Below are 21976 nucleotides of genomic sequence, written 5' to 3'. Positions count from 1 at the left end.
GTTTTGTGGAGCGCCTGAGAGGACTGCACGATGGTCAGCTTTGCTTCAGGCAACCCCAGAGGTCGTATTCCCCGGCTTCATCCACCTCCACCGTGACAATCTGCCCGACAGAAAGACCTTCGGTGCCTTCGTCAATGAACAGGTTGCCGTCGATTTCCGGGGCGTCGGCTTTGGTGCGGCAGGTGGCGATGCCATCTGCGTCAATGTCATCTACGATCACATCCATCACCTGGCCCACTTTTGCCGCGAGTTTGGCCTCAGAAATCGCCTGGGCCTTCTCCATGAAGCGTTCCCAGCGTTCTTGCTTCAGCTCCGGTGCGACATGATCAGGCAGATCGTTGGAGCGGGCGCCGTCTACATTTTCATATTGGAAGCAGCCGACGCGATCGAGCTGTGCCTCATCCATCCAGTCCAGCAGATGCTGGAACTCTTCTTCGGTTTCGCCGGGGTAGCCGACAATAAAGGTGGAGCGCAGGGTGATGTCCGGGCAGATGTCACGCCATGCGGCGATCTCAGTCAGGGTTTTGGAGGTATGCGCGGGCCGCGCCATGCGTTTGAGCGTGTCCGGGTGGCTGTGTTGGAACGGGATGTCCAAATAGGGCAGGATCAGACCGTCCGCCATCAGCGGGATCAGCTCGCGCACATGCGGGTAGGGGTAGACGTAGTGCAGGCGCACCCAAGCGTCCAATTGGCCCAATTCGCGCGCCAGATCGGTGATATGGCTGCGCACCTCGCGGTCTTTCCACGGGTGGGTCGAATACTTGCGATCAAGGCCGTAGGCGGAGGTGTCCTGAGAAATCACGAGCAGCTCGTTCACGCCATTTTCGACCAGTTTTTCCGCTTCGCGCAGCACTGCGTGCACCGGACGGGAGGCCAGTTTTCCACGCATGTCCGGGATGATGCAGAACTTGCACTTGTGGTTACAACCCTCTGAAATCTTGAGGTAACTGTAGTGGCGCGGCGTCAGGGAGACGTTCTTGGCAGGCAGTAGGTCGATGAACGGATCGGGGCTGGGTGGCACGGCACCATGCACGGCATCAAGCACCTGCTCATATTGGTGGGGACCGGTCACCGCGAGCACTTTGGGGTGCGTGCCGGTGATATACTCCGGCTCAGCGCCAAGACAGCCGGTCACGATGACCTTGCCGTTTTCCTGAATGGCCTCTCCAATCGCCTCAAGGCTCTCGGCCTTTGCGCTGTCCAGAAAACCGCAGGTGTTGACGATCACCGCGTCAGCGCCGGAATAGTCGGGCGAAATGCCGTACCCTTCGGCCCGCAGGCGCGTCAGGATGCGCTCGCTGTCGACCAGCGCTTTGGGGCAGCCAAGCGACACCATCCCGATGGTGGGCTGGCCGGGACGTGCGTCCCCGGTGAGGGTTGCGCGGGCGAGGTCGGGGCGGAGATCGGGCGGATTGCTGGACATGGCGTGCATATAGGGCAGCGCCGCGGGTTTGGCAAAGGGAGATCGGGCGCAGCTCAGCGGCAGAAAGCTCAGGCGATCTTGGGGGATTGGGAACTTGGAAGCGTCCGCGCCTGACATCTGTGTCGCGCTTTTCGCACGCTGGTTTGAAGAAATTTGGGTCTGTCGCGCAGGAAGGGCCGTTGCTTGCCTGTTTTTCGCGCTCTAGGCTGGTTGCAGAGCAGTAGGGAGAGGTCTTCTGATGAAGGTGATCCGAGGGATTTTGGCGGCGGTGGTTCTGTTGGCGGTTGCTGCGGTGGTGCTGGTGGTGGCGTTGCCGGGCGAGAAAATCGCCAAATTGGCGGCAGATCAGGTGAAAGCGCAGACCGGACGGGAGCTGGCGTTTGAGGGCGAGGTTGGCATCAGCTGGTTTCCGGTGCTTGGCGTGCGCACGGAGGCCGTGACATTTGCCAATGCCGATTGGTCTGAGCAAGGGCCGATGTTTCAAGCCGATAGCGCTGTGATCGGCGTGGATGTGATGGCCGCAATTGGCGGGGACATTCGTATCAAGACCGTGGAGCTTGTGGCTCCAGATGTGATTTTGGAAGTGGCGCAAGATGGGCGCGCGAACTGGGAATTGGACGCGGGTAGGGGCGCTGCGAGCGCTGAGCCAACGGAGCCAGTAGCGCAAGCGCCGTCTTCTGAGACCTCAAGCGCGCTCAGCCGGATCACGCTGGAGCGTCTGGTTCTGAGTGAGGCGCGCGTGCGCTATGTGGAAAATGGTGCGTTGGTTCAGGATATTGCCGGGCTGGCCCTTGAGCTGCGTTGGCCTGAGGTGACTGAACCTGCACAGCTTTCTGTGCGCGCGGCACCTTTCGGAGAGGAGATTGCTGCTGAAGCGACGGTGACCGACCCGCTGCGGCTTTTGCAGGGGGGTAACACCCGTGTTTCACTCGCATTGGACGCGGCTGGAGGGCGCGCGGGCTTTGAAGGTCAGTTTGGTCTGGCACCGGAAGCCAGCGGGCGGCTGGAGGTTGAGGCAAGCGACGGGGCTGCCTTTCTGGCGGCTCTGGGAGCGGGGGGCATTGACGGGCCGTTGGCGGCCTCAGGTGATGTGACGCTGACCCGAGAGCGGCTGTTTTCGCTGCGCGGCGGGAGCCTTGAGGCGCTGGGCAATGCGCTGACCCTGCAAGCGGATGCGGACCTGAACGGCGTGCGCCCCAAAGTGGCGGCGCAGGTGGCCACAAGGCGGCTGCAACTGGCCAGCAGCGCGCAACCGGCAGAGACAACCTCTGCTGGCGGGGGCGCAGAGACCGGCGGGTGGTCGAAGGATCCGATTGATGCAAGTGCGCTGAACTTTGTGGATGGCACAATCAGCTTTGCGGCGGAAGAAATGGACCTTGGCGGGATCGCGCTTGGTAAAACTCGTGCGACGGTGGAGATCGAAAACGCGCGTGCGGTGGCAACGATCAACGAAATGGCCGCATTTGGTGGCACGGTGCAGGGTACCTTTGTGGCCAACAACCGCAATGGTCTTTCGGTGCGCGGTGATCTGACGGCGGCCCAGATCGGGCTGAAACCGTTTTTGTCTGCGACTGCGGATATTGACAGGTTCACCGGGTCGGCGGATGCGCGGGGCACGTTTTTGAGCTCTGGCAACACTCTGGACGCGCTGATGAATGCCATGAGCGGGGAGGGAAATCTCTCTGTCGGGCGGGGCACCATCGACGGGATTGATCTGGACCGTCTGCTGCGCGGGGATGTGACCGGCGGCACCACGGTGTTTGACAATATGGCGGCGAGTTGGACGATTGCAGAAGGCGTGCTCAGCAATCAGGACTTGGTCATGGGGCTGCCGCGATTGGCGGCGACAGGGGCAGGCACGGTTGGGCTTGGGCTGCAGACGATTGATTATCTGTTCACCCCACAGGTGCGCGGCCAAGATGGGCCTGCGTTGATGGTGCCGGTGAAAATCCGGGGCAGCTGGCACAATCCAAGCATTGTGCCGGATCTCGAAGCCGCCATCAAAAGCGGGTTTCAAGCGGATTTGGATGCCATTGAGGACAGTGTGAAAGAGGCTGTGCAAGGTGAGCTTGGGCTGCAGGCCGAAGAGGGACAATCCACCGAGGATGCGCTGAAGGACAAGCTGGAGAATGAAGCCAAGAAAGGCCTGCTGAACCTTCTGGGTGGGAACTGACGCGGGTGACGGATGATCCGGGGCGGAGCCCGCCACATCTGAACACACTGGTGCTGCTGACCGCCATGTCGGTGCTGTCGCTCAATATGTTCCTGCCCTCCATGGCGGCCATCGCCGCGGAATTTGACGTGGACTACGCGGTTGCCAACCTCTCGCTCGGGGGATTCCTGGCCATCACCGTGATTCTGCAGGTGGTGATCGGGCCGCTGTCAGATCGCTACGGGCGCCGGCCGGTGATGCTGTGGGGGCTGGCGATCTTTACCTTCGGGTCGGCGGGGTGCCTGTGGGCGGCAAGCATCGAAGGGTTTCTCTTCTGGCGGATGTTGCAGACCGCGGGGGTGGTCGGCATCGCGCTGAGCCGGGCGGTGGTGCGCGATATGCACGGGCCGCAGGAGGCCGCCAGCAAGTTGGGCTATATCTCTATGGCCATGGCCATTGCGCCGATGTTGGGGCCAACGGTCGGCGGACTGCTGCATGAGAGTTTTGGTTGGCGCGCGAGCTTCGTGGTCTATCTGGTCATGGGATTTGGATTGCTCGCGTTGTGCTGGCGTGATCTGGGCGAGACCAACACCGACCGCGCTGCCACCATGGGCGAGCAGTTTGCCACCTATCCCGCGCTGCTGAAATCCCGGCGCTTCTGGGGCTATGCCCTCTGCAGCGGCTTTTCTGTGGGAGCGTTTTACGTGCATATCACCGGCTCCGTTTTGGTCGGGGCCGAGGTGTTTGGTCTTAGTCCTTCTTCTGTTGGAATGTCGGTTGGCGCGATTGCGATCGGGTTTTCCTTTGGCTCATACCTGTCAGGAAAACTGGCGCAGCGTTTGCCATTGTGGATCCTCATTCTCTCCGGTCGGGTGGTTGGTCTGTTTGGTCTGCTGCTGGGGCTAGCGATTGTTCTGGCCGGATTTGTGCATCCGGTAACCTTCACCAGCGCGGTGATATTTGTGGGCATAGGCAATGGCTTAACCCTGCCATCGACCAACAGCGGTGCGATGTCGGTGCGCCCGAAACTGGCGGGCAGCGCTTCTGGGCTGTCTGGCGCCATGAGCGTGGCAATCGGTGCGGTGATGACCAGCGTGACAGGCGCTGTGCTGACCCCGCAGAATGGCGTTTTGTTGCTCTATGGGCTGATGATCGGCTGTGTGGCGATTTCGCTGCTATGCGCGATTTACGTGCGTTGGCTTGATATCAAAGAGCCGCTTGAGGAGACCTCAGAAGCGGCTTGACCGGGCAATTTCCCTGTGGCACGAAGCAGACATGAACACTGAAGGCATCTTTTTTGGCATCTATTATCCCCTGACCACATAGTGGCGGGGTCTTTAGCATTTTCATCCGCCGCGTTTGCCGGGGATGAAGCCAAAAAACCTTCCAACACATGAGACCCCGGACAGGCGTGGCCCGATAGACAAGGGGTCCGGTCATGGGACATGAACTCAAACTTTTAGATGGCGCCAAACTGGGCGCAAAGGCGCAGCTCCGTGTGGGGCTGGTGGGCTTTGGCGGTTTTGGCCGGTTGGTGGCGCGTGAGCTGGCTGGGCAATGTGCGCTGACGATCTGTGATCCGGCGTACAGCCGCGCCGCGCTGCCGGATGGGCGGCGGCTGGCGCTGCAGGGGCTGGCGGAGGTGGCCCAGTGTGATGTGGTGATCCTGGCGGTGCCGGTGGCGCGTATGGCGCATGTGTGCCGGGCGCTGGCCCCGCATCTGAAACCGGGCACGGTGGTGATGGATGTGGGCTCCGTCAAAGTGGCTCCCATGGCGGATATGCAGGCGCATCTGCCGCCGCATGTGGAGATTTTAGGAACCCATCCGCTGTTTGGACCGCAAAGTGCGAAGGAGAGCGTGAAAGGGCGGAAGATCGCGCTGTGTCCGGTGCGTGGCACCCGCTGGCGTCGGATAGCCGCTTTTCTGCGCCAACGGGGTTTGAATGTGATCGTGACCACAGCAGAGGATCATGACCGCGAGCTGGCGATGGTGCAGGGGCTGACGCACCTGATCGGCAAGGTGATGACGGATCTCGGGCCGCTGCCAGAGCGCCTGACCACGGCGAGCTTTGATCTGCTGCGGGAAGCTGTGGGCATGGTGCAGGATGATCCGCCTACGGTTCTGCACGCGATTGAGGTTGCCAATCCCTATGCCAAGGAGGTGCGCGCGGCGTTCTTCCAAAAGGCCGAAGTTCTGCGCGATCAATTTGAACAGGCGACCCTTCTTGTTCAGGGACAGAGCGTGTCACCTGCGGCGTAAACCGCAACAACAGCGACCATGGCGCAAACCCCGATGCGAAAGGTCCGCGCATCCAGAGATTTAAGTTCTTTGGATGCGTTTTGATGCATGGTTCCGGAGGCCGGGCGGCTTTAACGCTAGGGAGCGCTCAAAAAGAAAAGCCCCGGCGATAGGGATCGACGGGGCTGTTACTTGTTTGATTGTGAGGCGCTTTAGCGTTTGCGGTCGCGGCGCGAGCTCATCGGCTGGAAGGCGACGCCAACATGGGCCTCACAGTAAGGTTTACCGGCTTGCACAGGCAGGCCGCAGAACCAGAAATCCTCCGTCGCCGGATCGCCGACAGGCCATTTGCAGGTGCGCTCGGTCAGCTCCATCAGAGAGAGCTTCTTGGCGGTTTTCTCCACCTCATTGACCTTGGCCAGCGCCTCCGGGCTGATTTCATTGGCGGACGGCTGCGGCGGCAGCGGCTGACCTGCGGGGATGATGGCCTTGCGCAGCGGCTGTGGCGGACGCGCGGCAACCGCAGGCTCGGTCTTGGGTTCCGGCTTTGCCTCTTCGGCCTTGGGCTCTGCCTTTGGCTTTGGCGCGGCCTTGGGTTTGGGCGCTGCCTTTGGCTTGGCCTCCGCCTTCGGTTTGCTCTCGGCTTTCGCGGTGCTGCTGGTGGTGCGGTTGGACAGCCCCAGACGATGGACTTTGCCAATCACGGCATTGCGGGTCACGCCGCCGAGCTCCTTGGCAATCTGGCTGGCCGATTGGCCTTCGCCCCACATTTTTTTCAACAGCTCTACGCGCTCGTCGGTCCAGGACATTCGTCACTTCCTCAGCTAAAAAGCGGCCCGCCTAAGGCCGCCTCTGCATTTCTTGGTCAGGGGCCTATTCTAGCCACCCCAGCCCGAGTTACAAGGCGAAGAATCACTTCGCGCCCGGACAATCGCGGACAATGGCGCAGCAGGCACAACTCAGTGAGGGCAGAGAGACATGGCAAAGAGCGATCAACCGTTGCAAATGGGTGTGCGCCGCTTTGGGCGCGTAAATTGGCTGGGGCTGCAGACCCTCGCGCAGCGGGAGATTCTGCGGTTTATGTCCGTCTGGACGCAGACCCTTCTGGCGCCTCTGGTGACCGCGGGTTTGTTCCTGCTGATTTTCTCCATCGCGATCGGACCCAGCCGCAGCGATGTGATGGGCGTGCCGTTTCTGACCTTTCTGATCCCCGGTATCATGATGATGACGGTGATCCAGAATGCGTTTGCCAATACCTCCTCCTCAATCGTGATCTCCAAGGTGCAGGGCAATATTGTTGACACGCTGATGCCGCCGCTGGCTCCGCTGGAAATGGTGCTTGGCTATCTGGCTGGCGCGGTGGCACGCGGTCTGTTTGTGGCGGTAGCCATGAGCGTCGTTGTGGGGCTGGTTCTGGGGCAGGGGGTTGCACACCCGCTTTGGGCGTTGCTGTTTGTTGCGCTTGGCGGCGCGATGATGGGCGCCGTTGGCATCGTGGCTGGCATTTTTGCGCAGAAGTTCGATCAGATGGCGGCGATCACAAACTTCATTGTGACCCCCTTGGCCTTTCTTTCCGGCACATTCTATTCCGTTGAGGCCTTGCCGCCCGTGCTGCAGAGCTTCACCCGCGTGAACCCGATCTTCTATCTGATTGATGGCACTCGTTATGGCGTGATCGGGGTCTCTGATGGCGCGCCGGTGCTGGGGCTGGTGGTTGTGGCAACGGTCACCACGGCGCTCTGCACCATTGCGTGGTGGATGCTCAAAACCGGCTATCGGCTCAAGAGCTGACCGGCGTCAAATAATTGAAATTGCTTGGGGGGCTGTTTTCGCAAACGAGAGCGGCCCTCTCTCTTTGCGCTAAGCGGTTCCGACTAGCGCCAGAAGGCGACCCATTCGATCAGTTCAAAGAACTTCTTGGCCAAAAGCAGTGAAGCGGCGCTGTCGTTAAACAGCATGTCCAAACCCAAACCCGTCAGAAAGAGTAAGACGAGAAAAACAGCGATGGGATTGGTCATGAAGCACTGCGCCCCCGGATGATTTTGGTCAGAGCAGATATGCCTGACCCCATCCGAGGGCGCAAGATTTAGTATGGGTTTGGGTTAGATGCGGCCCATTTTGGCTGCAACATCCGCCATACGTGCGGAGAAGCCCCATTCGTTGTCATACCATGCCAGCACGCGCACAAGACGGCCGCCGAGCACTTTGGTTTGCTCAGCTGCGAAGGTTGCGCTTTCTGTGGTGTGGTTGAAATCAACCGAAACCAGCGGCAATTCGGAGTAACCCAGAACGCCTTTCATTTCACCGGCAGCGGCTTCGGCCATCACGGCGTTCACATCTTCGGCGGTGACGTCTTTGGATGCGGTGAAGGTCAGATCCACGGCAGACACATTCGGGGTTGGCACGCGGATTGCAGACCCATCAAGCTTGCCTTTGAGTTCAGGCAGCACTTCACCCAGCGCTTTGGCGGCACCAGTGGAGGTCGGGATCATGGACATACCAGCGGCACGGGCGCGGTAGAGATCGTTGTGGCGGCGGTCCAGGGTTGGCTGGTCGCCGGTGTAGGCGTGGATCGTGGTCATGATGCCGCTTTCAATGCCGAAAGCGTTGTTCAGGACTTTGGCCACAGGCGCCAGACAGTTGGTGGTGCAGGAGCCGTTGGAGATCATGTTGTCGTTGGCTTCGAGCTGATGATCGTTCACACCAAAGACGATGGTCTTCTGCACGTTTTTCGCTGGGGCAGAGATCAGCACTTTCTTGGCGCCGCGCTCGAGGTGCTTTTTGGCTTTCTCACCGTCGTTGAAGTTGCCGGTGCATTCCAGAACGATGTCCACACCGTCCCAGTCCAGCTCGTCCATGTCATAGGTTGAGTACATGCGCATCGGGCCCATGCCCACATCCATGGTGCCGTTGCCAGCCACAACTTCGTTGCGGAAGCGGCCGTGTACGGAGTCATAACGGATCAGGTGAGCTGCGGTGTCCAGCGGGCCGGTGGCATTCACTTTGACAACGCGCACATCTTCGCGCGCTTCCTCTGCGATGTGCATCAAAGTGCAACGTCCAATACGGCCAAAACCATTGATGCCGACGGTAACAGTCATGAGGCGCTCCTGTAGCTGCGCGGATAAATAGGGATTGGGTATTGCTATAGTCGCCACGCTGTCTTTGCGGAAGTTGAAATACCGTGAATTATGAGTGTGTTAGCGATAAACTGCACCGATGCCGCTATCGGTTGCGGTATCGGTGCCGCTCACGGTATCGCTAACATTCTCGGGCTGTTCGTAAAGAGTTGGTTAACAAGGTGAGGGCTGGCGCAATTCTCCGGTTGTGCCGAATCAGCAAGTTGCAACGGGCGCACGCAGGCCCGTTGGCTACCCGCGAGAAGTCGGTTGGATGAGGGCATCACAGGTGATTGACCCAGCGTCTTTGAGATTTGGCACGATCTGCGAGTGATTTTTTACGAAGCTGCGTTATCTGGAGGCTAACGCGAACGGTTCCAACGAACGGGAGACAGCTTATGCAATTGATCGTGGATGGAAAAAAACACGACGTGGATGTCGAAGACGATATGCCGCTTCTGTGGGTGCTCAGAGATGAGCTGAACATCAAAGGTGTGAAATACGGCTGCGGCGTTGCCGCATGTGGGGCCTGCACTGTGCATATTGATGGGGTTGCGGTGCGCTCCTGCCAGACGCCTGTGGCGGATGTGGATGGCGAAGTGACCACGATCAACGGTCTGGGACAGCCCGGTGCCTTGCATGCGGTGCAAGAAGCCTGGGTGGAGCATCAGGTGGCGCAATGTGGCTACTGCCAGTCGGGGCAGATCATGCAGGCGGCCTCGCTGTTGTCTGATATCCCGAACCCGACGGATGAGGACATTGATGACGCCATGAGCGGCAATCTGTGCCGCTGTGGCACCTATCCGCGTATCCGTGCAGCGGTGAAAACCGCAGCCTCCAAACTGCAGGAGGTGTAAGCCATGGGAACTGTTGGAAAGATCGCCCGCCGTTCGTTTTTGCTTGGCGCCGCCGCTGTTGTCGGCGGGGTGGCCTTTGGCGTCTACCGTGTGAAGACACCCTATGAAAACCCTCTGAAAGAAGGGCTGGCGGACGGGGCCGCGACCTTCAATCCGTGGGTGATCATCGACAGCGAGAAAGTCACGCTGATCGGGCCACACGGGGACAAGGGGCAGGGGATTGCCCATGTGCAAGCGGCGTTGATTGCCGAAGAGCTGGACATCGAGTTGGATCAGGTCGAGACCAGTTTTGGCAAGCCTGACAAGGCTTATTGGAACCGGGCGCTTTCAGCTGATGGCGTGCCGTTTCAATCGGGTGACACAAGTTTTGTCGCAGAAAGTGCGCGGACAGTGATGTCAGGGTTTGCCAAGCTGTTGGGCTTGCAGATCACGGGCGGCTCCAGCGGGGTGCCCGATAGCTATGTGAAGCTGCGCGAAGCGGGGGCGATTGCGCGCGAAACGCTCAAGCTGGCGGCGTCCAACGTCGGCGGGGTGCCTGTAGCGCAGCTGAAGACGGCCAATGGTGCGGTGCAGCTGCCGGACGGGAGTGCGCTGAAATACACCGAGCTGGCCGCTGAGGCGGCAAAGCTTGAGCCGGTGATGGACATCAAGCTGCGTGACCCAAGCGAATGGCGTTTGCTGGGCAAACCCATGCAGCGGCTGGACATTCTGGCGAAGTCTACCGGGACTTTGGAATATGGCATCGATGTTGAGGTCGAAGGCGCTGTGCATGCCACTGTGGTTTGCAACCCGCGCAAGGGCGGTGGCCTGAAGAGCTATGACGCAAGCGCCGCCAAAGAGATGCGCGGCGTTCAGAAGATTGTTGAGGTTACCGGTGGTGTCGCGGTTGTGGCCGACAACACTTGGCGTGCCATTCAGGCCGCGCAAGCCATTGATTTTGATTGGTATGAAGCGCCTTATCCAGCGCGGCAGGATGATCATTGGCATATGGTCGCTGAGTCCTTTAGCGGCGACCGGCTCGACAAGGTTTGGCGTGATGAAGGCGACGTCTATGAGGCCAAGAAAGCGCACGGCAAGGCTTTGGACGTGGAATATCGCGTGCCCTATGTGGCGCATCAGCCGTTGGAGCCGCTGAACGCCACGGTTTTGGTGGAAGATGACAAAGTGACGGTTTGGACCGGGCACCAAGTGCAGATCATGTTGCAACAGCAGGTGGCTGCGATCACCGGGCATGAGCCCGCTCAGGTGGATTTGACCAACTGCTACATGGGCGGCAGCTTTGGCCACAGGTTGGAGCTGGAACATGTCAAAATGGCTGCGGAGATCGCCAATAAAATGCGGGGCACGCCGGTCAAGTTGACCTACAGCCGCGAAGAAGACTTTGCCCATGACTTTACACGCCACATTGGGATGGCACGGGCCTCTGGCGCGGTGAAAAACGGCCAAGTCGTGGCTGCAGATTTGCAGATCGCCATGCCTTCGGTGGTGGCCTCGCAGATGGGGCGGTTGGGCATGAGCATTCCGGGGCCGGACACGCAAATCGCCGCCGGGGCCTGGGATGCACCCTACAGCTTTGACAACTACCGGATGCGGGCCTATCGCGTGCCGGAGTTGGCCCCCACATCGAGCTGGCGTTCGGTTGGGGCCTCCGCAGGTGGCTTCTTCTTTGACTGCATGCTGGATGAATTGATCCATGAAGCGGGGGCTGATCCGCTGAAGGAGCGCATTCGTTTGATCAACAACCCAGTGGCGCGCAAGGTTCTGGAAACCGTTGGTGAGATGTCCAACTGGGGCAGCCCGCTGGCTGAGGGCAAAGGTCGAGGCGTCGCCTTTGTAGAGAGTTTTGGCGTGCCAACCGCCGAGGTGATTGAGGTGACAAACACTGAGGATGGGATCACCATCGACAAAGTTTGGGTGGCCGCGGATGTTGGCCGTGTGCTCGATCCGGTGAACTTTGAAAACCTCGTGCAGGGTGGTGTAGTCTTTGCGCTTGGTCACGCGATCAACAGTGAAATCACCTATGACGACGGGATGGTGGAGCAAGCCAACTATTGGGATGCGGAAGGCATGCGGATGTATCAATGTCCGGAGATCTTTGTGAAAGGTCTTGAGAACGGGGAGAAAATCCGTGGCGTGGGGGAGCCTCCGGTGCCGCCTGCAGCGCCTGCGCTGGCCAATGCGATCTTTGCCGCGACGGGGCAACGCATTCGGGAGCTGCCGCTCTACCATCACATTGATTTTGTGTGATCGGAACGATCTGAAACAAATGAACCCGCCGAAGCGCTCGGCGGGTTTTTCCTTTGTCAGTCGGGGATGAACCGGGGAGGCCGCTTCTCAAAGAAAGCAGCGCGCCCTTCTTTGGCATTGTCGCTGCCGAGCAGGCGTGGCTGCTCATCGCGCTCATAATCGATGGCGCTGTCCAGTCTTCCGGAGCTGAATGCTTTGATCGCACGCAGAGCTTCCGGCCCAAGAGTTTCCACGTGCTGTGCCAGGCTGAGCGCCGCCTTAAGGGTGTCTCTATCCTCCACCATGTCATCTGCCATGCCCCAACTGAGCGCCGTGGGAGCATCAACAGGACGGGCATAGAGCATCACCTGACGCGCGCGCGCCTGGCCGATGCGGGCGGGCAGGGACGCGAGCAGGCCGTAATCCGGCATCAGACCGATCTTTGGGAAGGCCGAGAGGAAACGGGCCGATTTTGCGGCAATCACCGTGTCACACATCATCGCAAGAGACAGGCCAGCGCCAGCGGCCCAGCCTTCGACGGCGGCGATCACCGGAACAGACGCGCCGGTGATTTGATTGGCCAGCCGTTTGACCTGTTCAAAGTTGATCCGCTTCTGCCGCATCGGAGCATCCATCGCTGCGATATCGCCGCCTGAGCAGAAATGGCCACCGGCCCCCGTGAGGATGACCGCGCGGATGCTTGTGTCGGTCTCAATCTCTTCGAGAGCCTCCGACAAAGCAGCGCGCAAAGGCGCCCCGATCGGATTGCGCCGGGCCGGATCATTGAGGGTCAGCACCATTGCGCTGCCGATGCGCTCTTTCAAAATGGGGGGCGTTGCCATGACATCTCCTGTGCGGACGCGAATGCTCACAGGCTGCGGTAAAATTGGGCATCGCTCAAGTCGGGCGCTCATTGGCTACGCCGCGTCATGAATTGGATGCTGTCATCAGGCAAAACTGTGGAGGCTTTTCTCAAAGCGGTTCAGCGGATAGGGTAGCCAGCGTGGTGATGGTAATGGGGTATTGGGGTGGCTGCGGATGACGGAGCTTCGCAAAATTCTACATGTCGAGGATGATCCCGATATTCGGGAGATTACACTTCTCGCGTTGGTGGAACTCGGAGGGTTTGAGGTGCTGCAATGTGCCAGCGGCGAAGATGCGCTTGCACAGGCGGTGGCTTTTGCGCCCGATTTGATGGTGCTTGATGTGATGATGCCGGGCCTGAGTGGTGTGGAAACGCTGGCGGCGATGCGTGCTTTGCCGGAGCTTGCGCAGACCCCAGCGGTGTTCATGACATCAAAAGACATCGCCTCCAAAGATGAAGACGAGATCCGGGAGGACGCGATTGGTGCCATTCAAAAGCCGTTTGACCCGGTAGCGTTGCCAGATCAGCTGCGCCAGCTGATCGCAGCGCAACAGATCCGCTGAGTAGCCTCCTCAGGCGGTTGCAATCACCTCGCCCAGCTCCTCGCTGAGAATGTCCGTGGCGACCAGAATGCTTTCGAGTTCGTGGGGTGTCGGGAGCCTGAGGCGCACGGGCTCAAGCAATTGTTCCACCTCTTCCGCCAGATCGCCGAGTTTTCTGAGGCCGTAGGTGCCGCTGATGCCGGCGAGTTTGTGTGTTGCGAGATAAAGCTCTTCAAGTGTTTTGGGGGACGCGCCGTGTTCCAGCAGTGTGGCGGTGAGATCTTCGATTTCCGCTTCCCGCGCGGGCAGGCCAGAGAGAAAACGACGGCGCAATCCGGCAAACTTCCTTTGATATTTGGACGGAAACATGGTTGTGGTCTCAGGCGTCTTGCTGTGCAGGGGATTGGGGGAGTTCAATGCTGATGTCCTGCTCTGTGTCGCAAAGCGGGAAGATCGCAAAGAAGCGGCTGCCTTCGCCCAATGTGCTTTCAAAGTCGATGGCGGCGCCATGGTCTTCGATGATCTGCTGGGCGATGGAGAGACCAAGCCCGGAGCCGTCAAATTTGCGGCTGTCAGACGTGTCCACCTGTTGGAATTTGTCAAAAATCAGGTGGCTGCTTTCTGGCGGAACCCCGATGCCGTAGTCGCGCACCTCCAGTATGGCGCACCCGCCTTCCAGACGAGCGCCAAGCTCAATATAGCCGCCGGAATGGGAGAACTTCACGGCGTTAGACAACAGGTTGTCGAGCACCTGCATCAGGCGCTCGTTGTCCCCGCGCACGGTGAGAGGCTGAGGCGGCGGCGCTGTGCGCACCACAATTTCAAACTGATCCGCGTAAGGCGTTATGGATTGTGCCGCGTCATGTATCAGCTGGCCCAGATCAACTGGGGCGAAATGGTAGACCATCTTGCGCGCTTCCATTTTCTGGATGTCGAGCAGATCGTTGATCAGCTTGCTGAGGCGCTTGCTGTTCTTATGCGCGATCTCAAGCATGCGGCTGGCGCTGTCTGGATTTTTGGCCAGATCGGTTTCACGCAACAGAGTGAGGGAACCGGTGATGGAGGTCAGAGGGGTGCGCAGCTCGTGGCTGACTACCGAAACAAATTGGGATTTGAGCTCATAGCCTTCGCGTGCCTTGTCCCGCTCTGCGCGCAGCTCATCCATCTGGTCCAGCGTGCGTTGATACATGCGCAGAAAGATCGTGGAGCACTCCAGCACGAAATAGAGCACAAACAGGGCGGTCGCAAAGTGGAGCCAGAGCTTGGAGTCAAAGGACGCACCTTGGGCCAGGATGTCTGACACGGGGATGTAGATAAATATCACACCGTAAGTGATCAGCCGAAGGCCCAGAATTTGCGTCAGCTGGTGATTGTTCACGGCGGCAAAAAGACCGGCGGCGAACAGGAAGAACAGCGACATAAAGTGCTGGCCGGGGCCTTCGAGGCGCGCCAGCAGCAGAATGAAGGTGGCGATTGAGGCGGCGGAAAGCGCGTTTGATAGTGATAAACCACGGAGCAGGCGCTGGCTGTGGCGCAAAGAATGATCCGTGCGGTTGATCACCTTGTAGCAGATCGAGTTGTCAAACAGATCGGTGGCCTGAATGAACAGGTAGCAAAACGCAGCAAGGCTCCAGGAGAAATAGAAGCCACAGAGAAAACCAGCACCGGCGTAGATGCCTTGGCGCTGCCAGAAGAGGGTGATGCCGCCAAGCGCAAAATCGTGAATTTCCTGATGCAGGCGGCGGGTGTCTTCAACCTGATGGGCCGCGATGGGAAACAAACCGCGCAAAGGTTTGCCAAACAGGCGGGTCATTCGTGTGGATCGCGCCGTCTTTTCAGGTTGTTCAATGTGCATTCTGCAACATCCAAGTGAGAGTGACCGACGCGGTGCGTTCAATCTGTTTGGCGCGATGCCCCAAGCATCTGTAGGATGCGCAATCTTGGGGGGGCAGCGGCCACGCGGGTTTAATGAGCAGGGGCGCTGTGATCGGTTTTGAAGACGCGACCGTTGTGTTGAAGCTCCATCTCTGGGCGGGAGATTTCAAAATCGAGCAATTCGAACGTCGTGTCGATATGGCCTCTGTGATGGGGCACGTAGCCGGATTGATCAAAGGTGCCGGTGGCTTCGATCACGTCCCCGGGGGAGACAGTGGTGCGGAACCGCTCGATAAGTGCCTTGTCGCGTACAGTGAAGCTCACGCGGCGCGGGTAGCGAAATCCGGGGGCGTCGGACTCGGTGGCAGTTTGTGCGGAGATGTCGACCATAAGCTTTGGCTCCGGCTCAGAGAGCAGCAGCGTATGCGCGATTTCACCTTTGATGTGAAAATTCAAAAAATAGGTCTGCATGGCATCCTCCGAACTGACGGCCCCTTGGGTGGGGTGTTTGCCGAATCTCACTTTGGAAAGCGGCATTTTGATGGTCTTGCCGGGGAGAATTTACGAAGTCATTTCTGGTCCCCACCTATCCTGTAAATCGGACCAAAAGCTTTACGAATGGTAAATTTAATACATAAAATTGCATTAAAATTAGAAAAACTGTGTTCACATTACAGAAACACTCAACAAACTTCACCTAGTGAACTTTTTCACTAGATGTTTAACTAAATTTGTGCCTCAATCGTGCTATGGGTGTTTGGGAGAGCGCTTTTTCTAGGTGGTAAACTCTGGTGGGTTATGGGTTAAGTCACTATTTTGTATGGATATAGTTCGTTTTTCTGTTCCGAACTTTTTTCTGCCGTACTCTTTGTCTAAGCGCGAACTTTCTACCTATGGGTGATGCGATGATTGGTCGGTTGCGTGTGTTTTGCATCCGAAAATCGGCGTTGTTGTGAGTGAATACAATTTTTTAGGATTTGTCAGTGTACACGGTTGGGAAGGGGCAAAGAGGTATCCGGAGAGAGAATGGATATGCTGACGACGACCCTCTCGTTCGAGAACATGCACAAGCATGGCGAACTGATGGTCAACCTACTAAGGGCTCGCAAACAGTCCTTCATTGTACAGAATAAATGGGACCTGCCAGAAGTGGCGGGTATGGAATACGATCAGTACGACACGCCAGCAAGCAGCTGGATTGCGGTTCATGAAGGTGAGCGTGTGCTTGCCGGGGTGCGTTTGACACCCACCACCGCAAGATGTGGCATGTACTCTTATATGGTGCGGGACGCGCAGAAGGGCATGTTGGAGTCAATCCCCAGCAACCTGCTGTTTGACGAAGCGCCCATTGATCCGAGAGTATTTGACGCAAGCCGGGTTTTTGTGGCGCGGGATGTGCCAGCTGAGCAGCGCATGGAAGTGCAGACGCAGCTGATGCAAAAGCTGATCACCACAGCACGATCCATGGATGCCAAGCATGTTCTGGGTCTGGTGCCCGCAGTTTGGCCGCGTTGGATCAGACGACTTGGTCTGGTGGCAGAAGCGGCAGGGCCGATCATGCTGGTGGACGGGCTTCCGGTGCAGGTTGCGCGTATGGATCTGTCAAACACCCACCGCCACTGAGGCGTTAGCTGAAAGCGGCTGCTGCGGGGCGCGTGTCGATGTCTTCACGCAAAGCGTCTTGGAGCAGATGCTCATAAGCGCGGCGTTCCATTTCGGTCTGGAACCCGCTGCCAGGATGATGGCGCATTGTCTTGCGCAAATATGCAAAGCTGCTGCGCTGGCTTGTGGCCCGTATTTCCGCATTGGCGACAGCACGCTGCAAAGCCAAAACCGCGCCTGCCCGTGTTAGGGTGCGCAGGGTTTGTGGCTCTCCCACCGTTGTTTTACTCATCAAACCATCAATCTGCGTCGACGGAACGTAGCTTAGACGCTCGTTGAGCGCGGCTTCGACGTGCGTGTTTTCAAAGGATCGGGTGCGCGGGGCAACGCAAAGGAAAACGCCATTGCCGCGATAGGTCGCGATTGCGTCATTGTCCGCCACCACCGACATCAGTTCGCTGGAGACATCCGTGAGCATGCGCCGAAAGGCGACAGGCGAGAGCGCGGTATAGGCGCTTTGAATGGTGTCGACCTTAACCGCAAAAGCCATACTGCGCAGCAGCGTGGAGCGGGGCAAGCCCATCAGGTGGTTTTCAAAGGCGACATATCCAACCATCTGCGTCACGCCGGTGAGTTCAATGGGCTCTTTGAGGCTGTGGGTGGTTGTTTCCAGAAGATCCCGCTTCAAGGCCGCCATTTCGCTGGCGGTCTCTGTGATGCGGTGCTGTTCGGAGACAATGCGGTGCGCCAGAGATATACGGCTGAAAAGCTCCAGGAAATCAAAAGGTTTGGTGACAAAATCTGTGGCGCCCGCAGCGAAGGCCGCATCGATGTATTTCTTCTGAGACATTGCGGTCAGCATGATGATGGGCGTGCGTGCATAGCTTTTGGTCTTGCGGATTTTGCCTGCCAGCGTGATGCCATCGATCACGGGCATCTGGATGTCGAGCAGGAAACAGTCAAAGGGCACTTTGGCTTTGGCAATCGCGCGGATGGCCTCGGGGCCCGAAGGCACCGTGACGATGGTGTGATCGGTTTTGGTCGCGACGGCCTCCGCCAGAAGCGCGCAAATGCTCTCGTCGTCATCGACGGCCAATATCTTCATGTCTCAGCCCTTTCTGTGGCTGCCTGTCTGATAAAGCGTGAAACGCAAACCAACAGCGCCGACGCGGCTTCTGCCCACCGGCCTTGATCAGACAGTGCAAAGCAAATGCGTCCAGAAAGGGGCGAAAGCTTGACTTGATTCGAAAAAATTAAGGATTTGTTAGGAAGTCTATCCGTTCAAAATCATAAGCTTAGGCGCATCTGCGGATGTTTGAGGCCCTCGTTTGCCTTAACTTCCACCTTGGGGTGAAGCTGGTGGCAGGCGCTCGCTCAAACAAATTTCCGGAAGATCTTTGTCTGATCGAACATGTCTTCCAGTGTGCGCATGCGTTGTTCGGTCCGGCCCCAGGAGGCTTCCTGCACGGCGGCGATCAAGGTTTCGGATAAGAGCATCATGGCAATTGTGGAGTCCCAGGCCGATGGGGCTTCGATCCGGCAATTCAGCGAAATCTCCGCGTATTGGCTGATCGGGCTTTGCCATTGGTCGGTGATAAGAACCACGCGCGCGCCCTGCGCCTTTGCGATTTCGGCAAGCCGCAAGGTGGAGTTCTCATAGCGCCGGATGTCATAGATCAACACAACATCGCCTTCGGCAATGTCCAGCAGGTCGTGCGGCCATGCGTTTGAGGTGGACCGGATATGGCGCACACGCGCGCGAATGACCTGCATGTGAAGGTGTAGATATTCGCTGAGCGCGTGGGTGATGCGCCCGCCAGTAATATAGAGCGCAGCGCTTTCGTCGGCGAGCAGCGCGGCCAGCGCGTCAAACTGTGCAGGATCAACGCTTGCAAGAGTTTGGCGGATATTGCCGATCACGGCCTCGGTGAAACGGTTGAGAAGGTGCTCTTCGGGTGCGCTTTGCGCCCAGCTTTCATGTTTGGCAATGGGGTTGGAAAAGCGCGCTTCCACTTCCTGCCGCAAAGTGTCCTGAAATTCGGGAAACCCGGAATACCCGAGTTTTTGCACCATACGTGCCACCGTTGGTGTGGAAACCGACGCCTTCTCAGCAAGTCGCGTGATCGAGCCCATGCCGGACATAGGATAGTTTTCCAGAATCACGCCTGCGAGCTGCCGCTCTGCGCGCGTAAGGCTTTCATAAACCTTGTTAATCTTTTCCTGCGCGGTGTCTGCCAAGGGGGTGCCCCATCTCTCTGCTGTTTCTGTAAGCATAGTTTCAGAGTTTTTTCTAAAGAAGAAGAATTTTCAGAATAATTATTGACAGAAGACAAGCTCCTGAAGAAGTTTGTTCACAAAGGGGGCACCAATGACTTTAGAAGATGACGAAGTGGTACATGTTGAAGGGCCGGTCACGCCCGGTGATGTGCTGTTTGTCTGTGAGCACGCTTCCAATCATTTCCCCGATTGCTTTGGCACACTTGGGCTGAGCGATGACGTGCGCGAGAGCCATGTGGCTTGGGATCCGGGGGCGCTAGCGCTGACACGGCTGCTGGCGCAGCGCTTTGGCAGCACCTTGGTGGCCGGTGGCGTGTCGCGCCTGTTGTACGACTGCAATCGCCCGCCCGAAGCGGAGAGCGCGATCCCCCAGCGCAGTGAGGTTTTTGACATTCCCGGCAATGTTGATCTGTCAGCGGATGCGCGGGACGCGCGTGTGCAGCAGATCTATGTACCATTTCGGGCTGGGGTGGAGCAGGTCCTGGTTTTGATGGAACCCAAGGCGTTGGTCACCGTGCATTCGTTTACGCCAGTTTATCACGGCGCACCGCGCGCGGTGGAGATTGGCGTGTTGCACGACCGGGACACACGACTCGCGGATGGAATGCTGGAGGCGCTTTCGGACTCTGAGCATGATGTGCAGCGCAATGCGCCTTATGGGCCGGAAGATGGCGTGACCCACTCTCTGCAGCTTTATGGCCTGAAAAATAAGGTGGCAAATGTGATGCTTGAGGTGCGCAACGATCTTCTGCGCACTGAGGCGCAGATTGCGCATATGGCCGATGTGATCGAAGGCGCGCTGCGTGCAGGCCTTCACACACTCGCTGACAACTCTACGACGGAAGAGGGGCTGTAAATGCCAAAGCTTGTGCGGCTCTACATTCGCGGCATCGACGGATTTAACCGCCGGATCGGGCGGTTCATCATGTACGGGATTTTCGTCATGATGGCGATTTTGCTGTGGTCCTCCTTCTCAAAGACTTTTGCGACGCCTTCGCTCTGGACGCTGGAAATGGCCCAGTTTGCCATGGTGACCTACTACATTCTGGGCGGGCCATATTCGATGCAGCTTGGATCGAACGTGCGGATGGACCTGTTTTACGGGGAATGGACGTTGCGCCAGCGCGCCACGGTGGATGCGATGACCGTGTTCTTCCTGATGTTTTATATCTTGATCCTCATTCATGGGGCGGTGGGGTCCAGCGCCTATTCTCTGGGGCACTTTGGCGTCGAGCCTTATGCGTTTTATCGCGATCTGGTCTGGGCCTATGTCACCGGTGGCAAAGAGGCGGCCAGTGAAATCATCGGCTATATCGAGCGCAGTCCGACTGCGTGGCGGCCGGTTCTCTGGCCAATCAAGCTGATCATGCTTTTTGGCTTTATTCTGATGTTCTTACAGGCGGTTTCTGAACTGTTCAAAGACATCGCGCGGATGCGTGGAGTTGACTACTGATGTCTTATGAAATGATCGCCATTCTGATGTTCTCGACCATGATGCTGATGCTCATGACGGGGCAGAGGGTCTTTGGGGCCATTGGCTTTGTGGGTGTTCTGGCAGCGGTGCTGCTGTGGGGCACGGGGGGCAGTGATATTGGTTTCTCCGCCGCGATGAAGCTGATGAAATGGTATCCGCTGCTGACGTTGCCGATGTTCATTTTCATGGGCTATGTGCTGAGTGAATCCAAGATCGCCGACGATCTCTACAAGATGTTCCATGTCTGGATGGGGCCGGTGCGGGGCGGTCTGGCGATTGGCACGATCCTGCTGATGGTGCTGATCTCGGCGATGAACGGTCTGAGCGTTGCGGGTATGGCGATTGGGGCGACCATTGCGCTGCCGGAGCTGCTCAAACGCGGTTATGACAAACGTATGGTGACCGGGGTTATTCAGGCAGGATCAAGCCTTGGCATTCTGGTGCCGCCTTCTGTGGTGCTCGTACTTTATGCCATGATTGCGCGCCAGCCGGTGGGGCAGCTGTGGTTGGCCGGTGTGTTCCCAGGCCTGATGATGGCGGCGATGTTCATCCTCTACGTGGTGATCCGCTGCCGTATTCAGCCGGAGCTTGGCCCGGCCTTGCCTGAGGCGGATCGTGATATTTCGCGCGCAGAAAAGCTGCGCCTACTGCGGGCCGGTCTGCTGCCAATCGTGATCTTCGCCACCATGATGGTGCCTTTTGTGAACGGTTGGACATCGCTGGTGGAAAGTTCGGCGATTGGTGCGATCACAGCCTTTGTGGCCGCCGTGCTGAAGGGGCGTATGACACGGGAAGTGTTTGAAACCTCTGTGCGCAGCACGCTTGGCATTTCCTGCATGTTCATGTGGATCATTCTCGCCGCACTGGGCTTTGGTGCGGTGTTTGACGGGCTGGGCGCGGTGAAAGCCATCGACAATCTGTTCACCGAGCAACTGGGGCTTGATCCCTGGATGATCCTGATCCTGATGCAGCTGAGCTTCATCCTGATGGGCACATTTCTGGACGACACAGCGATGCTGGTCATCGTGGCGCCGCTTTATGTGCCACTGGTGAAGGCGCTTGGCTTTGATCTGATCTGGTACGGCGTGCTTTATACGATCACCACACAGATCGCCTATATGACACCGCCATTCGGCTATAACCTGTTCCTCATGCGGGCCATGGCACCAAGCGAAGTCACCCTGCGCGACATCTATCGCAGCATCGTGCCCTTCGTGTTTGTCATGGTTCTGGCACTCACATTGGTGATGATCTTCCCACAGATCGCGCTGTGGCTGCCGGAATATGTCTACGGAAAATAAAAAATCTACAGAGCGCCGAAAACG

At 58.1% G+C, this 21976-nt stretch carries 21 protein-coding genes; 11 read left to right on the top strand and 10 right to left on the bottom strand.

What is annotated here, in order from left to right:
- Window positions 1–34: 34 nt before the first annotated feature.
- Window positions 35–1423 carry a 30S ribosomal protein S12 methylthiotransferase RimO gene (gene rimO / locus J7399_RS01815; RefSeq protein ID WP_209060948.1) on the bottom strand — a complete coding sequence of 463 codons (1389 nt, stop codon included), beginning with the start codon at window positions 1421–1423 and terminating at the stop codon, window positions 35–37.
- Between the two features lie 238 nt (window positions 1424–1661).
- On the opposite strand from rimO, the gene J7399_RS01810 reads away from it, so the two are divergent.
- From J7399_RS01810 to J7399_RS01800, 3 genes are all read left to right on the top strand, one after another.
- A complete protein-coding gene (locus tag J7399_RS01810; protein ID WP_209083797.1) occupies window positions 1662–3596 on the top strand; it encodes an AsmA family protein in 1935 nt (644 codons plus the stop codon).
- Between the two features lie 5 nt (window positions 3597–3601).
- Window positions 3602–4819, top strand: a complete 1218-nt coding sequence (locus tag J7399_RS01805) for a multidrug effflux MFS transporter (protein WP_348539418.1) — start codon at window positions 3602–3604, stop codon at window positions 4817–4819.
- A gap of 194 nt (window positions 4820–5013) precedes the next feature.
- Window positions 5014–5835, top strand: coding sequence for a prephenate dehydrogenase/arogenate dehydrogenase family protein (locus J7399_RS01800; protein WP_209083796.1), 822 nt, complete (start codon window positions 5014–5016; stop codon window positions 5833–5835).
- 191 nt (window positions 5836–6026) lie between these two features.
- Here the strand turns inward: J7399_RS01800 and J7399_RS01795 are convergent, their stop codons facing one another.
- Window positions 6027–6623: a GcrA family cell cycle regulator gene (locus tag J7399_RS01795; protein WP_209083794.1), complete on the bottom strand. Its 597-nt coding sequence runs from the start codon at window positions 6621–6623 to the stop codon at window positions 6027–6029.
- 169 nt (window positions 6624–6792) lie between these two features.
- Here J7399_RS01795 and J7399_RS01790 point away from each other — a divergent pair, with 169 nt between their 5' ends.
- Complete coding sequence (locus J7399_RS01790) at window positions 6793–7605, top strand: ABC transporter permease (protein ID WP_247742695.1); 813 nt, start codon at window positions 6793–6795, stop codon at window positions 7603–7605.
- A gap of 83 nt (window positions 7606–7688) precedes the next feature.
- Here J7399_RS01790 and J7399_RS01785 read toward each other — a convergent pair whose 3' ends face one another.
- Entirely contained in the window at window positions 7689–7832 is a 144-nt protein-coding gene (locus tag J7399_RS01785; protein ID WP_209060938.1) for a hypothetical protein, read from the bottom strand.
- A gap of 84 nt (window positions 7833–7916) precedes the next feature.
- Window positions 7917–8915 (bottom strand): type I glyceraldehyde-3-phosphate dehydrogenase, encoded by a 999-nt coding sequence (gap, locus tag J7399_RS01780; RefSeq protein ID WP_209060937.1) that lies wholly within the window; start codon window positions 8913–8915, stop codon window positions 7917–7919.
- A gap of 416 nt (window positions 8916–9331) precedes the next feature.
- Between gap and J7399_RS01775 the strand changes: the two genes are divergently transcribed.
- Entirely contained in the window at window positions 9332–9790 is a 459-nt protein-coding gene (locus tag J7399_RS01775) for a (2Fe-2S)-binding protein (protein ID WP_209083792.1), read from the top strand.
- A gap of 3 nt (window positions 9791–9793) precedes the next feature.
- Window positions 9794–12037, top strand: a complete 2244-nt coding sequence (locus J7399_RS01770; protein WP_209083790.1) for a molybdopterin cofactor-binding domain-containing protein — start codon at window positions 9794–9796, stop codon at window positions 12035–12037.
- A gap of 56 nt (window positions 12038–12093) precedes the next feature.
- Here J7399_RS01770 and J7399_RS01765 read toward each other — a convergent pair whose 3' ends face one another.
- The gene (locus J7399_RS01765) at window positions 12094–12858 is read right to left on the bottom strand and encodes an enoyl-CoA hydratase-related protein (protein ID WP_209083788.1); all 765 of its coding nucleotides are present in this window, start codon (window positions 12856–12858) and stop codon (window positions 12094–12096) included.
- 196 nt (window positions 12859–13054) lie between these two features.
- Between J7399_RS01765 and J7399_RS01760 the strand changes: the two genes are divergently transcribed.
- A complete protein-coding gene (locus J7399_RS01760) occupies window positions 13055–13444 on the top strand; it encodes a response regulator (RefSeq protein WP_209083787.1) in 390 nt (129 codons plus the stop codon).
- A 9-nt stretch (window positions 13445–13453) separates the two neighbouring features.
- Here J7399_RS01760 and J7399_RS01755 read toward each other — a convergent pair whose 3' ends face one another.
- From J7399_RS01755 to J7399_RS01745, 3 genes are all read right to left on the bottom strand, one after another.
- Window positions 13454–13792, bottom strand: a complete 339-nt coding sequence (locus J7399_RS01755) for an Hpt domain-containing protein (protein ID WP_209060930.1) — start codon at window positions 13790–13792, stop codon at window positions 13454–13456.
- 10 nt (window positions 13793–13802) lie between these two features.
- Entirely contained in the window at window positions 13803–15278 is a 1476-nt protein-coding gene (locus tag J7399_RS01750; RefSeq protein ID WP_209083786.1) for a HAMP domain-containing sensor histidine kinase, read from the bottom strand.
- A 110-nt stretch (window positions 15279–15388) separates the two neighbouring features.
- Window positions 15389–15769 carry a hypothetical protein gene (locus J7399_RS01745; RefSeq protein WP_209078004.1) on the bottom strand — a complete coding sequence of 127 codons (381 nt, stop codon included), beginning with the start codon at window positions 15767–15769 and terminating at the stop codon, window positions 15389–15391.
- 561 nt (window positions 15770–16330) lie between these two features.
- Between J7399_RS01745 and J7399_RS01740 the strand changes: the two genes are divergently transcribed.
- Complete coding sequence (locus tag J7399_RS01740; protein ID WP_209060927.1) at window positions 16331–16921, top strand: acyl-homoserine-lactone synthase; 591 nt, start codon at window positions 16331–16333, stop codon at window positions 16919–16921.
- A gap of 4 nt (window positions 16922–16925) precedes the next feature.
- Here the strand turns inward: J7399_RS01740 and J7399_RS01735 are convergent, their stop codons facing one another.
- Together J7399_RS01735 and J7399_RS01730 are read right to left on the bottom strand one after the other, a co-directional pair.
- A complete protein-coding gene (locus J7399_RS01735; RefSeq protein WP_209083785.1) occupies window positions 16926–18005 on the bottom strand; it encodes a response regulator in 1080 nt (359 codons plus the stop codon).
- Between the two features lie 269 nt (window positions 18006–18274).
- Window positions 18275–19138: a MurR/RpiR family transcriptional regulator gene (locus tag J7399_RS01730; protein WP_247742694.1), complete on the bottom strand. Its 864-nt coding sequence runs from the start codon at window positions 19136–19138 to the stop codon at window positions 18275–18277.
- Between the two features lie 130 nt (window positions 19139–19268).
- On the opposite strand from J7399_RS01730, the gene J7399_RS01725 reads away from it, so the two are divergent.
- From J7399_RS01725 to J7399_RS01715, 3 genes are read left to right on the top strand one after another with little or no spacing between them, the layout of a single operon-like run.
- Complete coding sequence (locus tag J7399_RS01725) at window positions 19269–20033, top strand: N-formylglutamate amidohydrolase (protein WP_209060917.1); 765 nt, start codon at window positions 19269–19271, stop codon at window positions 20031–20033.
- A complete protein-coding gene (locus J7399_RS01720) occupies window positions 20034–20630 on the top strand; it encodes a TRAP transporter small permease subunit (protein ID WP_209083783.1) in 597 nt (198 codons plus the stop codon).
- The gene (locus J7399_RS01715) at window positions 20630–21952 is read left to right on the top strand and encodes a TRAP transporter large permease subunit (protein WP_209060912.1); all 1323 of its coding nucleotides are present in this window, start codon (window positions 20630–20632) and stop codon (window positions 21950–21952) included. The genes J7399_RS01720 and J7399_RS01715 overlap by 1 nt, the downstream gene beginning before the upstream one ends.
- Window positions 21953–21976 lie beyond the last annotated feature (24 nt).

It is taken from the genome of Shimia sp. R9_1, from assembly GCF_017743775.1.
Classification (GTDB): domain Bacteria; phylum Pseudomonadota; class Alphaproteobacteria; order Rhodobacterales; family Rhodobacteraceae; genus Shimia.
The sequence above is the reverse complement of the archived record's forward strand: the minus strand, read 5'-3'. Positions and strand labels throughout refer to the sequence as shown.

What these genes read in the sequence shown, in the direction of transcription:
- J7399_RS01745 (WP_209078004.1), bottom strand. Translation starts at nt 15,769, where the DNA reads ATGCAGACCTATTTTTTGAATTTTCACATCAAAGGTGAAATCGCGCAT.
- J7399_RS01715 (WP_209060912.1), top strand. Translation starts at nt 20,630, where the DNA reads ATGTCTTATGAAATGATCGCCATTCTGATGTTCTCGACCATGATGCTG.
- J7399_RS01755 (WP_209060930.1), bottom strand. Translation starts at nt 13,792, where the DNA reads ATGTTTCCGTCCAAATATCAAAGGAAGTTTGCCGGATTGCGCCGTCGT.
- J7399_RS01800 (WP_209083796.1), top strand. Translation starts at nt 5,014, where the DNA reads ATGGGACATGAACTCAAACTTTTAGATGGCGCCAAACTGGGCGCAAAG.
- J7399_RS01770 (WP_209083790.1), top strand. Translation starts at nt 9,794, where the DNA reads ATGGGAACTGTTGGAAAGATCGCCCGCCGTTCGTTTTTGCTTGGCGCC.
- J7399_RS01720 (WP_209083783.1), top strand. Translation starts at nt 20,034, where the DNA reads ATGCCAAAGCTTGTGCGGCTCTACATTCGCGGCATCGACGGATTTAAC.
- J7399_RS01775 (WP_209083792.1), top strand. Translation starts at nt 9,332, where the DNA reads ATGCAATTGATCGTGGATGGAAAAAAACACGACGTGGATGTCGAAGAC.
- J7399_RS01735 (WP_209083785.1), bottom strand. Translation starts at nt 18,005, where the DNA reads ATGAAGATATTGGCCGTCGATGACGACGAGAGCATTTGCGCGCTTCTG.
- J7399_RS01750 (WP_209083786.1), bottom strand. Translation starts at nt 15,278, where the DNA reads ATGCACATTGAACAACCTGAAAAGACGGCGCGATCCACACGAATGACC.
- gap (WP_209060937.1), bottom strand. Translation starts at nt 8,915, where the DNA reads ATGACTGTTACCGTCGGCATCAATGGTTTTGGCCGTATTGGACGTTGC.
- J7399_RS01795 (WP_209083794.1), bottom strand. Translation starts at nt 6,623, where the DNA reads ATGTCCTGGACCGACGAGCGCGTAGAGCTGTTGAAAAAAATGTGGGGC.
- J7399_RS01725 (WP_209060917.1), top strand. Translation starts at nt 19,269, where the DNA reads ATGACTTTAGAAGATGACGAAGTGGTACATGTTGAAGGGCCGGTCACG.
- J7399_RS01740 (WP_209060927.1), top strand. Translation starts at nt 16,331, where the DNA reads ATGCTGACGACGACCCTCTCGTTCGAGAACATGCACAAGCATGGCGAA.
- J7399_RS01785 (WP_209060938.1), bottom strand. Translation starts at nt 7,832, where the DNA reads ATGACCAATCCCATCGCTGTTTTTCTCGTCTTACTCTTTCTGACGGGT.
- J7399_RS01790 (WP_247742695.1), top strand. Translation starts at nt 6,793, where the DNA reads ATGGCAAAGAGCGATCAACCGTTGCAAATGGGTGTGCGCCGCTTTGGG.
- rimO (WP_209060948.1), bottom strand. Translation starts at nt 1,423, where the DNA reads ATGTCCAGCAATCCGCCCGATCTCCGCCCCGACCTCGCCCGCGCAACC.
- J7399_RS01765 (WP_209083788.1), bottom strand. Translation starts at nt 12,858, where the DNA reads ATGGCAACGCCCCCCATTTTGAAAGAGCGCATCGGCAGCGCAATGGTG.
- J7399_RS01760 (WP_209083787.1), top strand. Translation starts at nt 13,055, where the DNA reads ATGACGGAGCTTCGCAAAATTCTACATGTCGAGGATGATCCCGATATT.
- J7399_RS01810 (WP_209083797.1), top strand. Translation starts at nt 1,662, where the DNA reads ATGAAGGTGATCCGAGGGATTTTGGCGGCGGTGGTTCTGTTGGCGGTT.